This is a genomic window from Actinosynnema sp. NPDC023658 (assembly GCF_040639995.1).
GTDB lineage: Bacteria > Actinomycetota > Actinomycetes > Mycobacteriales > Pseudonocardiaceae > Actinosynnema.
In genome coordinates, this window is the sequence record NZ_JBFAAX010000174.1 from 1 (window position 1) to 11,034 (window position 11,034).

Here is an 11,034-nt window from a genome sequence, read left to right on the forward strand (position 1 = left end):
GCCCGACCCGGTGGTGTTCTGCTCGGAGCTCGCGCACTTCTCGGTGGCGCGGGCGTGCGCCGCGCTGGGCATCGGTGAGCACGCCGTGCGGCCGGTGTCGGTGGACTCGCGGCGGCGGATGCGGCCCGACGCGCTGGCGTCCGTGCTGAGGGCCGGTGGCACACCGGTGGCCGTCGTGGCGACCGCGGGCACCACGGACTTCGGCTCGGTGGACCCGCTGCCCGAGCTGGCCGCCCTGGCACGCGAGCACGGCACGTGGTTGCACGTGGACGCCGCCTACGGCTTCGGCGCGGTGTTCTCGACCAAGCTCGCCGGGCTGGTGGACGGCCTGGCGCTGGCCGACTCGGTGACCGCGGACCTGCACAAGATCGGCTGGCAGCCGGCCGCGGCGAGCGTGCTGCTGGTGCGCTCGGCGTCGTTGTTCGCGCCCCTGGAGCGGTCGGTGGCCTACCTCAACCCCGAGGACGACCGGGCCGAGGGCTACGACGGCACCCTGGGGCGCACGTTGCAGACCACCCGCCGGCCGGACGCGGTGAAGGTGGCCGCGACGCTGCTCGCGCTGGGCCGCGCCGGGCTGGGCGCGCTGGTCGACCGGTGTCACGAGCTGGCCGGGCACGCCGCCGCGCTGATCGCCGCAGACCCGGCGTTCGAGCTGGTCGGCGGTGTGACGCTCACCACGGTGGTGTTCCGGTACCGGCCCGCGGACGAGGCGCTGAGCGACGAGGTGAACGCGCGGCTGCGCCGTGCGCTGTTGCACGCGGGCGCGGCGCTGATCGGCCGGACCGAGGTGGACAAGGCGACCTGCCTGAAGCTGACCCTGCTCAACCCGAACGCCGCGGAGTCGGACCTGGTCGCGCTGCTGGCGCTGGTCCGCGAGGCCGGGTCGGCCGCCGAACGACTGTTGGAAGGAGCGGCATGAGAGCGGATCCGCTGGAGGGCGACCCCCGGTCGACCGCGGAGCACGCGCACTTGGAGGCGTTGTTGCGCTGTTGGGTGCGGGAGCGGAACGTGCCGGTGCCCGTCCCGTCGAAGACCGGGGAGGCGGACGACCGGCTGCGGATCGACCTGCTCGGGCTGCCCCTGGAGGCGGAGGTGCGGTACGCGTCACCGACCGGGCGGCACCGGTTCGGGCCGGTCACGCTGGCGGGCAGACCGGCCGACCCGGTGGTGGTGGCGGCCCTGGTGGGCGCCGAACTCGCCTCGGCCGGAGCCGCGAGCGGGACGACCGCCGAAGGCGTCACCGGCGAGCACGCGGCCGACCTGGTGGAGCGCACGGCCGAGTCGGTGCGCCGGGTCACCGCGTACGTGGACTACCGGCGGCGGGTGCCGGTGGGTCCGGCGGACCGGTTCCTGGACAGCGAGCAGCGGCTGCTGCTGGGCCACCTGCACCACCCCGCGCCGAAGAGCCGGGACGGCCTGTCCGACGCCGACGACGCCCGGTACGCGCCGGAGCTGCGCGGGTCGTTCCCGCTGTTCTGGTTCTCCGCGGCCGAGCAGGTCGTGTCGCACGGCTCGGTGGCCGGGCCGGACGCGGTGACGGTGATGTCGGAGCTGGCCGGGCGCAGCCCCGAGCCGGGCCGGGTGCTGGTGCCCGCGCACCCGTGGCAGGCGCACGACCTGCTGCGCCGGCCGCGGATCGCGTCGCTGGTCTCGCGCGGCCTGCTGGAGCCGCTGGGCGAGTTCGGGCCGGCGTGGTCCCCGACGTCGAGCCTGCGCACGGTGTACCGGACCGGCTCGCCGGTGATGCTGAAGCTGTCGCTGGGCCTGCGGATCACCAACTCGCGGCGCGAGTCGACGTCGACCGAGCTGCGCCGCGGGTCGGAGGTGCACCTGCTGCTGGAGTCCGGGTACGCGGCGGGCACGGAGAAGGCGCACCCGGAGTTCAGCGTCGTGCGCGACCCGGCGTGGCTCGCGGTGGACGAGGGCGGCGACGTGACCGGGCTGGACGTGGCCGTGCGCGAGACGCCGCCGGACATCGGGGACTCCCGGTGCCTGGCCGGGATGGTCGCGCCGCGGCCGGGCATCGGCCGGTCCCTGCTCGGTGAGCTGGTGCTGCGGCTCAACGCCGCCGAGTGGGTGGCCGACTACACCGACCGCGTGCTGGTGCCGATGCTGCGGCTGTACGCGGAGACCGGCATCGGGCTGGAGGCGCACCAGCAGAACACGCTGGTGCGGCTGGACCCGGCGGGCCGGGTGGTCGGCGGGCGCTACCGGGACAACCAGGGCTACTACCTGGCGGCCTCGCACCTGCCTGCCGTGCTGGAGCGGTTGGGCGTGGAGGAGTCGACGCTGGCCGTGGTGGACGACGCGGTCGTGGACGACCGGCTCACCTACTACCTGCTGCGCAACCAGGCGCTCGCGGTGATCGGCTGCATCGGCGTGGAGGGGCTGGCCGACGAACGGCGGCTGCTCGACGTCATGGCGGGCCGGTTGGAGGCGGCGCTGCCGGCGCTGGCCGAGGCGGGCCCGGACGGCGACCGGCTGGCCCGGCGCTGGTTGGAGGCGGACGTGCTGCCGTGCAAGGCGAACCTGTCGACCAGGCTGGCCGGCATCGACGAGGTGCTGGCCCCGCTGGACGCGCAGTCGGTCTACTTCGACGCACCCAACCCGTTGCGGGAGGGCAGGTGCGCCCGGTGACCCACCTCGACGCCTACCGGCCGACCGACGACCTGTCCGCCGTGCCCGGTCCCCCGCTGCCCGTGCTCACCGGCGGCTGGCACGCCCGCGCGGTCGACCCGGACAGCCGTGACCTCGACCTGGTGCACCGCTGGATGCAGGCGCCGCACGTGGCCGCGTTCTGGCACCAGGCGTGGCCGCGCGAGCAGTGGGAGCAGGAGCTGCGCCGGCAGCTGTCCGGCCTGCACTCGATGCCGGTGCTGGTCAGCCGGGGTGACGACCCGGTGATGTACCTGGAGGTGTACCGGGCGGCGCGGGACGCGGTCGGGCAGGTCTACCCCGCCCGGCCGCACGACCTCGGGCTGCACGTGGCCGTGGGCGAGCTGTCGATGACCGACCAGGGGTTGGTGCGCGGGCTGCTGCCGGTGCTGACCGCGGCCCTGTTCGAGGCCGATCCGCGGTGCACGCGCGTGCTGCTGGAGCCGGACGTGCGCAACCGGCGGGCGATCAGCTCGTTCACCGCGGGCGGGTTCGCGCCGGTGGGCGAGGTGCTGCTGCCGGACAAGGTCGCCGTGCTGATGGTGTGCACGCGGTGAGCGCGCCCGCGGACGTCGTGGCGATCGGGTGCGGCCCGTTCAACCTCGGGCTGGCCGCGCTGGCGTCCACCGTGGACGACCTGGACGTGGTGGTGCTGGAGGCGCGGCCGGAGCTGCGCTGGCACAGCGGGATGATGTTCGGCGACGCGCTGCTCCAGGTGAGCTTCCTGGCCGACCTGGTGACGTTGGTCGACCCCACGCACCCGCTGTCGTTCCTGGCCTACCTGCGCGACGCCGACCGGCTGTACCCGTTCTACGTGCGGGAGAGGTTCCACCCGACCCGGCGCGAGTACGAGGACTACCTGCGGTGGGCGGCGTCCCGGCTGCCGGTGCGGTTCTCGCACGACGTGACGTCCGTGCGGTGGGCGGGCGACCGGTTCGTCGTGTCGGGGACGGGGGTGTCGGGGGCGGGGTTCTCGGTGGAGGCCCGGCACCTGGTGCTCGGGGTCGGCACCACGCCGTCGGTGCCGACCGCGCTGACCGGCCTCGGTGACCGGCTGGTGCACAGCTCCGCGTACCTGCACCGGGAGGTGACCGCGGACCGGGTGACCGTGGTCGGTTCCGGGCAGTCCGGTGCGGAGATCGTGCTGGACCTGTTGCGGCGCAACCTGGACGGCGGACCGGCGGTGACGTGGCTGACCCGCACGCCGGTGTTCGCGCCGCTGGACTACACCAAGCTGGTGCTGGAGATGACCACCCCGTCCTACGTGCGGCACTTCCACTCGTTGCCGCAGGACCGGCGGGACGCGGTGCGCGCCGAGCACTGGCGGCACTACCGGGCGATCTCGGCGGAGACGTTGGAGGAGCTGCACGACCTGCTGTACCGGCGGGAGTGGGAGCACGGGCTCGCGCCGGTGGAGCTGCGGCCGGGCGTCGCGGTCACGTCGTCGTCCACGTCCGCCGAGTCGGGCGAGGTGGTGCTGACGTGCGCGCACCGCGACACCGGGCGGACGTTCCGGCACCACACCGACCTCGTCGTGGCGGCCACCGGGTACGGGCAGGCGCCCACGCCGTTCCTGGCGCCGCTGGAACCGCTGGTGCGCCGGGACGAGCAGGGCCGGTACGTGGTGGCGCTCGACCACTCGATCGCGCTGGACCCGTCCGTCACGGGCCGGGTGTTCGTGGCCAACGCCGACCTGCACAGCCACGGCGTCGCCGCGCCGGACCTGGGCATCGGGGCGGTGCGCAACGCGACCATCGTCAACGCGGTCACCGGCCGCGAGGTCTACCGGCTGCCCAAGCACACCGCGTACACCAGCTTCGGCGCTCCGGGAGACGACGGGGGCCGACGGGACGGGCGGTCCGGGCGCGACGGACGATCGGGGGACGACGGTGACTGACCTGTGGCGCGAGTGCTCGGCGGCGCTGCTGGCGAAGGCGATCGGCGAGCTGTGCTTCGAGGGGCTGCTGACCCCCACCGGCGGGTACGAGCTGCGGTTCGACGACGCGGTCTACCTGTTCTCCGCGACGCGGACGGCGTTCGGCGGGTGGGTGGTGGAGCCGGGGTCGGTGCGCCGGGCCGCGACCGGCATCCTCGGTGACGACGTGGTCGAGCCGTGCGACGACGTGCAGCTGTTCGTGGTGGACGCGTTCCGGTTCCTGCGGGTCGACCCGGCCACGACCGCGGGCTTCCTGGCGGAGGTGACCGCGACCCTGGCCGCCGACGTGGCGCTGGCCTCGACGGCGTGGCCGGCGGCGGAGCTGGCGTCGTTGCCCCGGGCCGAGCTGGACGGGCACCTCACCGGGCACCCGTGGCTGATCGCGAACAAGGGGCGGGTCGGGTTCTCGGCGGACGACCTGGCGCGGCACAGCCCCGAGGCGCGCACGCCCGTGCGGCTGCCGTGGCTGGCCGTGCACCGCGGGCTGGCGGAGTTCCGCGGCACGTCCGAGCTGTCGGAGGAGGGCGTGCGGGCGCGGGAGCTGGACCCGATGACGGTCGAGCGGTTCACCGAGGCGTTGCAGGAGGCCGGGGTCGACCCGGCGGCCTACGTGTGGCTGCCCGCGCACCCGTGGCAGCTCGACCACGTCGTGCGCACCCTGTGGGCGCCGGAGCTGGCCACCGGTCGGATCGTGGAGCTGGGCGAGGCGCCGGACTGGTACCTGCCGACCCAGGCGATCCGCACCATGTCCAACGTGGACTCACCGACGCGGTACCAGGTCAAGCTGCCGCTGCGGGTGCTGAACACGTCGGTGTACCGGGGCCTGCCGCCGCACTGCACGCTGGCCGCGCCGGTCGTGACGCAGTGGCTGGCCGGGCTGTGGCGGTCGGACAAGCTGATCGCGGAGTGGGGCACGGAGCTGCTGGGCGAGGTCGCCTCGGTGACCGTGCGGCACCCGCGGCTGTCGCGGGCGGGTGACGTGCCGTACCAGTGGCTGGAGACGATGGGGTGCATCTGGCGCGCGCCCGTGGCGCTGCGGCCCGGTGAGCGCTCGTGGTCGTTGGCGGCGCTGCTGCACGTGGACCGCGCGGGTCGGCCGCTGGTGGCGGAGTACGTCGGTGACACCGACCCGGCGGTGTGGTTCGCGGCGCTGCTGCGCGCCCTGTTCCGGCCGTTGCTGCACGTGCTCTACACCTACGGGATCACGTTCAACCCGCACGGCGAGAACGTCGTGGTGATCACCGACGAGGACGACGTGCCGCTCCGCGTCGCCCTGCTCGACCTGGTGGACGACGTGAACGTGTCCGTCGACCGCGTGCCCGCGCGCGGGCTGGAGCCGGACACCCACGACCCCGTGCTGCCGCGCAAGCCGTGGCCGGTGCTGCGGCAGTACGTCGTGGACGCCCTGCTGGTCGGCGTGTTCCGCCCCCTGTCCACCCTGCTGGACCTGCCGGAGGACCGCTTCTGGGGCATGGTGCGCGGCGAGGTCGACGCCTACCGCAACCGCTTCCCCATACTGGCCGCCCGGATGGAGGCAGGCTCCCTGACCGCGCCGGAGCTGCTGCGCTACCCGCTCAACAGCTACCGGATCACCTCGGGCTACCGCGACCTGACCGCCCGTCCCCCGGTCCCGGAGACGGGCACCCTGCCCAACCCCCTGCACGACGCGACGCCGGTCGCACCCCTCGACGGCTGGTGAGGGTCGACCGCCTCGACCGGTATCCCCGGCCGGACGCGGCGGCCGGAGCACTAGGGGCGGGCCAGGGTGAGGTAGGCGAAGCCGAACTCGCCCCGGTAGCCCTTGAGCCAGCCGTCGCGGTGGTCGTCGACGACCGCCCTGACCTCGTCGGCTTGAGGGTGGTCGGGGTTGTCGAGCAGCCAGCGCTCGCGGGCGGCGCACCAGCGGGACTCGAAGCCGTCCCACTCGTCCAAGGTCGCGGTGGTGAGGGAGAGCAGGCGGTAACCGCAGCTCATCGCCAGGTCGACCAGGTCCGGGAGGGGGACGAACCCGTCCTCGCCGAAGATCTCCACCGACCGCGCGCCGGGCGGTCGTTCCCAGAAGCCGTCCCCGAGCAGGAGGGTGCCGCCGGGGCGGACGCGGGCGTGCATCGCCTCCAGGGTGCCCTTCGTGCCGCCCCACGCGTGGGACGCGCCGATCGAGATCGCCACGTCCGCGGGCTCCGCCTGCCAGGTGGTGACGTCGGCGCACTCCAGCGCGACGCGCGACGTCAGGCCCCTGGCCTCGACGTTCGCCAGGCCGCGCGTGATGGCGTGCTCGTCGCTGTCCACGCCGAGGCCCGCGACGCCCGGCTGCTGCCCGACCGCGCGCAGCAGCAGCTCCGCCCAGCCGCAGCCGTAGTCGACCACCCGCTGCCCCTCCCCCAGGTGCAGGCTCGCGATCAGGTCGAAGGCCTTGGCGTCCGAGAGCGGGGAGTTGAAGTCGAGCAGGGCGTGGCCGTTCAGCGGTGCGTCCGTCACGGCCACACCGTGTCAGAACGCGCGCGGATCGGAAATGGAATTACTCCTGGCCCCGGACCACGCGGCGCAGCTTCGGCAGCCGTTCCGCGATCACGCGCTCGGCGCCGCGGCCGGTCGGCTGGTAGTAGTCGCGGCCGACCAGGTCGTCCGGCGGGTACTGCTGGGTCAGCACGCCCTCCGGCACGTCGTGCGGGTAGCGGTAGCCCTGGGCGTTGCCGAGCTTGGCCGCGCCCGCGTAGTGGCCGTCGCGCAGGTGCGCGGGCACCGAGCCGATCGCACCCCCGCGGACGTCGGACATCGCCTCCCCGATCGCGGTCGTCACGGCGTTCGACTTGGGCGCGGTGGCCAGGTGGACGGTCGCCTGGGCGAGGTTCAGCGCGCACTCCGGCAGCCCGATGAGCTGCACCGCCTGCGCCGCGGCCACGCAGGTCTGCAACGCCGTCGGGTCGGCCATGCCGACGTCCTCGCTGGCGTGGATGACCAGCCGCCGGGCGATGAACCTCGGGTCCTCGCCCGCCTCGATCATCCGGGCCAGGTAGTGCAGCGCCGCGTCCACGTCCGAACCGCGGATGGACTTGATGAACGCGCTGGTCACGTCGTAGTGCTGGTCGCCCTGCCGGTCGTAGCGCACGGCCGCCTTGTCGACCGTCGCCTCCACCGTCGCCAGGTCGAGCACGCCCCCGTCACCGACCGCGTCCGCCGCCGCCTCCAACGCGGTCAACGCGCGCCGGGCGTCACCGCCGGCCAGCCGGACCAGGTGGTCCTCCGCCTCCTGCTCGACGGTGATCGAGCCGCCGAGGCCGCGGTCGTCCTCGATCGCCCGCTTGACCAGCACGCGCACCGCGTCGTCGGTCAACGGGCGCAGCTGCAGCACCAGCGACCGGGACAGCAGCGGCGAGACGACCGAGAAGAACGGGTTCTCCGTCGTCGCCGCGACCAGCAGCACGATCCGGTCCTCGACCGCGCCGAGCAGCGCGTCCTGCTGGGTCTTGGAGAACCGGTGCACCTCGTCGATGAACAGCACGGTCGACTCGCCGGAGCGGACCAGGCGGCGGCGGGCCTCCTCGATGACCGCGCGCACCTCCTTCACGCCCGCCGACAGCGCCGACAGCGCGGCGAACCGCCTGCCGGTGGCCTGGGAGACGAGCGTGGCCAGGGTCGTCTTGCCGGTGCCCGGCGGGCCGTAGAGCATGATCGAGGCGGGCGAGGAGCCCTCCACCAGCCTGCGCAGCGGGGCGCCCGGGCCGAGCAGGTGGTCCTGCCCCACCACCTCGTCCAGGGTGCGCGGGCGCATCCGCACGGCCAGCGGCGCGTTGGCGGCGATGCGCGCAGCCTTCTCCTCCGGGTCGACCCCGAACAAGCCGTCGTCGAACAGGCCCTCGTTCACGTGTTCGACTGTAGCTCCCCCGTGCACAGCCGCTGTCCGAGCGTGCAACGGCGGTTCCGCCGCAGGTGGCGCGCGGTGCAGGGTGTGCGGCATGAGCGAGGTGGCCGCATGAGCAAGCTGAGTCCGGAGCAGATCGCCCGGCACGCGCACGACGCGGGGTTCCGCGGGCAGGACCTGACGATCGCGGTGGCGGTCGCGCTGGCCGAGTCCGGCGGCGACCCGCGCGCGCACAACTCCACCCCGCCGGACGACTCCTACGGGCTGTGGCAGATCAACATGCTCGGCGCGATGGGTCCGGCGCGGCGGCGCGAGTTCGGGCTGGACTCGAACCGGGAGCTGTTCGACCCGGCGGAGAACGCCCGTGCGGCGAACAAGATCTCCGGCGACGGTCATTCCTGGACGCCGTGGAGCACGTACACCAACGGCGCGTACAAGCACCACCTCGACGAGGCCCGTCGAGGCGTGGAGGCGATGAAGCACGGCGGCTCCGGTGGCGGGTCCGGCGGTGGTGGTTCGCGCGGTGGCGGTTCGCATGGTGGGGGCGGCTCGCGCGGTGGCGGGTTCTCGGTGGACGTGGGTGTCCTGCGGGACTACGCGCGCCGCACGCGCAACTCGGCGGACGACCTCACCGCGCTGGGCCGTCGGCACGTCCGCGAGGTGCGGGAGATCGCCGACGACAGCTTCGGGCACCTCGGCAAGCAGTCCGGGTTCGCCGACGCGCTGGACAACTTCGGCGCGGCGCTGCGCAAGCAGGTCAAGGCGGTCGCGCACAACACCGACGCGCTGGCCACGTCCGCCAGTCGCTCCGCGCACTCGTACAAGGACCAGGAAGACGACATCGCCCACTCGTTGCGCGGCGGGCGCGGCGGGCACGGTGGGCGTGCCGGCAGTGGTGGTAGCGGTGGCAGCGGTGGCATCAGCGGTGGAGGGGAAGGGTAGTGGACACCCGAGCGATGGCCCGGCACTTCGCCGAGAGCATGATCGGCCACCGGAACTCGTTGGCGGGCAAGGCCGAGGACGCGGTGAAGGTGCAGTACGCGCTGCACCAGACCGCGTCCGGCCTCACCGACCAGCACGAGGACCAGCGCAAGGCCGCCCGCACGGTGCTGGAGCACTGGAAGGGCGACAACTCCGAGGGCTTCGAGAAGCGCTCGAACCGGCTGGCCAGGCAGGTGCGGGTGACCGCGGACGCCGCCCGTGACGCGGAGAAGATCGTGGCGGGCGTGTCCAGCGCGTTGACGACCGGGCACGAGCGGGCGCGGCGAGCCGTCGACGAGTACCTCGACACGGCGGCCCGGCTGCTGGAGACCGGCAAGAGCGTCGGCACGCAGGCGGCGCTGCTCAAGGCCGTGGCCCAGGCGGCGGACCTGGAGCCGAAGTACACCAAGGAGACCGCCGCGGCCGTGCGGCACACGCGGGGCGAGCTGGAGGACGCCGCCCGCAAGCTGCGCGCGTTGGAGAAGGAGGTCGAGCACGACGGCGTCGCGGACGGCCGGCCCGAGCGCACCCGCGGCCACACCCAGCCCTCCCACGCCCGTGCCCGCGGCCGTTCCCGGACGATCATCTCGGCCGCGCGGCACGAACTGGGCACGCGGGAGAACCCGCCCGGCAGCAACCGCAACCCATACGGCCCGACGGCGGCGTGGTGCTCGTCGTTCGCCACGGCGATGTGGCGCAAGGCCGGGGTGGACATCCCGCTGCTGCCGTTCACCGGCGACGTGTTCCGGTGGGGGCAGAAGCACGGCAAGGCGTACACGAACCTCGGGGCCGTGCGGCCGGGTGACGTGCTGCTGTTCGGCACCGGGCCGAGCAGCGCGGCGACCAGCAAGCACATCGGGATCGTGGAGAAGGTCTCCGGCGGGACCGTGACGCTGATCGAGGGCAACTCCGGCGACAGCGTCCGGCGCAACACCCACCGGCTCAGCTCGGCGACGTTCTACGGAGGGGTGCACCCGTGATCACGGCACACGCGCACGACCCGGACACCGGGATCGCGGTGGAGGTGGGGCCCGGCGGCGGGTTGCGCGACCTGGTGCTGGACTCGAGGTCGTTGCGGCTGGGGCAGTCGCAGCTGGCGAAGGCGATCCTGGACCTGGTCGATACCGCGACCGCACGTGCGAACGCTCGCGTGCAGCGCGCTCTGGGTGACGTGAGCGCGCTCGGGTTGGCAGTGGAGACGCGGATGGAGGAGTCGGTCGAGGACACGACTCCCGAGACTTGGCGGGTGTGATGGGGCTCGGGGAGCGGTTGGACGCCGTGCGGCGGGAGGCCTCGGCGTCCGGTGTGACGGTGGTGGTCGACCTGCACGGCAAGCTCGTCGACCTGTCGTTCATGCGGGAGGCGCTGGCCGTGCGGCCGGCCGAGCTGGCGGCGGTCGTGCGCCGGTTGGTCGACGAGGCGGCGGCGGAGGCGCTGGCGGAGGGCATGTCCGTGCTGGCCGACGTCGTGCCGCCGGAGCTGCTCACGTCCTGAGCGTTCAACTCGCGTGTCCCGAACGTAGGACACGCGCGTTCCGAACGTAGGACACGCGCGACGTGAATGTAGGACTCTCGCGAGACTCCTACGTTCAGAGCGCGAG

11 protein-coding genes are annotated in these 11,034 nt (G+C 73.7%); 9 read left to right on the top strand and 2 right to left on the bottom strand.

Annotated features, from left to right (window positions below; all coding sequences use genetic code 11):
- The 5 genes from AB0G02_RS19205 to AB0G02_RS19225 form a co-directional block, all read left to right on the top strand.
- Positions 1 to 919 (top strand): aminotransferase class V-fold PLP-dependent enzyme (locus tag AB0G02_RS19205; RefSeq protein WP_360795978.1); only part of this gene is annotated, 919 nt, incomplete at its 5' end.
- The gene (locus AB0G02_RS19210) at positions 916 to 2,637 is read left to right on the top strand and encodes an IucA/IucC family protein (protein ID WP_360795981.1); all 1,722 of its coding nucleotides are present in this window, start codon (positions 916 to 918) and stop codon (positions 2,635 to 2,637) included. The genes AB0G02_RS19205 and AB0G02_RS19210, both read left to right, overlap by 4 nt.
- Complete coding sequence (locus AB0G02_RS19215; protein WP_360795984.1) at positions 2,634 to 3,212, top strand: GNAT family N-acetyltransferase; 579 nt, start codon at positions 2,634 to 2,636, stop codon at positions 3,210 to 3,212. Before AB0G02_RS19210 ends, AB0G02_RS19215 begins: the two co-directional genes overlap by 4 nt.
- Positions 3,209 to 4,552 carry a SidA/IucD/PvdA family monooxygenase gene (locus AB0G02_RS19220; protein ID WP_360795987.1) on the top strand — a complete coding sequence of 448 codons (1,344 nt, stop codon included), beginning with the start codon at positions 3,209 to 3,211 and terminating at the stop codon, positions 4,550 to 4,552. The genes AB0G02_RS19215 and AB0G02_RS19220 overlap by 4 nt, the downstream gene beginning before the upstream one ends.
- The gene (locus AB0G02_RS19225) at positions 4,545 to 6,290 is read left to right on the top strand and encodes an IucA/IucC family protein (RefSeq protein WP_360795990.1); all 1,746 of its coding nucleotides are present in this window, start codon (positions 4,545 to 4,547) and stop codon (positions 6,288 to 6,290) included. Before AB0G02_RS19220 ends, AB0G02_RS19225 begins: the two co-directional genes overlap by 8 nt.
- 50 nt (positions 6,291 to 6,340) lie before the next feature.
- On the opposite strand, the gene AB0G02_RS19230 is transcribed toward AB0G02_RS19225, so the two are convergent.
- Both AB0G02_RS19230 and AB0G02_RS19235 read right to left on the bottom strand, forming a co-directional pair.
- Positions 6,341 to 7,069 (bottom strand): methyltransferase domain-containing protein, encoded by a 729-nt coding sequence (locus AB0G02_RS19230; RefSeq protein WP_360795993.1) that lies wholly within the window; start codon positions 7,067 to 7,069, stop codon positions 6,341 to 6,343.
- A gap of 40 nt (positions 7,070 to 7,109) precedes the next feature.
- Complete coding sequence (locus AB0G02_RS19235) at positions 7,110 to 8,456, bottom strand: replication-associated recombination protein A (protein WP_360795996.1); 1,347 nt, start codon at positions 8,454 to 8,456, stop codon at positions 7,110 to 7,112.
- Positions 8,457 to 8,564: 108 nt separating this feature from the next.
- On the opposite strand from AB0G02_RS19235, the gene AB0G02_RS19240 reads away from it, so the two are divergent.
- Genes AB0G02_RS19240 through AB0G02_RS19255 form a run of 4 tightly spaced genes read left to right on the top strand, consistent with a single transcriptional unit; the run spans position 8,565 to position 10,928 of the window.
- The gene (locus tag AB0G02_RS19240; protein WP_360795999.1) at positions 8,565 to 9,395 is read left to right on the top strand and encodes a transglycosylase SLT domain-containing protein; all 831 of its coding nucleotides are present in this window, start codon (positions 8,565 to 8,567) and stop codon (positions 9,393 to 9,395) included.
- Positions 9,395 to 10,414, top strand: coding sequence for a CHAP domain-containing protein (locus tag AB0G02_RS19245; RefSeq protein WP_360796002.1), 1,020 nt, complete (start codon positions 9,395 to 9,397; stop codon positions 10,412 to 10,414). Before AB0G02_RS19240 ends, AB0G02_RS19245 begins: the two co-directional genes overlap by 1 nt.
- Positions 10,411 to 10,686, top strand: coding sequence for a YbaB/EbfC family DNA-binding protein (locus AB0G02_RS19250; RefSeq protein WP_360796005.1), 276 nt, complete (start codon positions 10,411 to 10,413; stop codon positions 10,684 to 10,686). The genes AB0G02_RS19245 and AB0G02_RS19250 overlap by 4 nt, the downstream gene beginning before the upstream one ends.
- Positions 10,683 to 10,928, top strand: a complete 246-nt coding sequence (locus AB0G02_RS19255; protein ID WP_360796008.1) for a hypothetical protein — start codon at positions 10,683 to 10,685, stop codon at positions 10,926 to 10,928. The genes AB0G02_RS19250 and AB0G02_RS19255 overlap by 4 nt, the downstream gene beginning before the upstream one ends.
- The last annotated feature ends 106 nt before the right edge of the window (positions 10,929 to 11,034 follow it).

Coding starts and splice junctions, on each gene's coding strand:
- AB0G02_RS19210 (WP_360795981.1), top strand. CDS start 916: ATGAGAGCGGATCCGCTGGAGGGCGACCCCCGGTCGACCGCGGAGCAC.
- AB0G02_RS19240 (WP_360795999.1), top strand. CDS start 8,565: ATGAGCAAGCTGAGTCCGGAGCAGATCGCCCGGCACGCGCACGACGCG.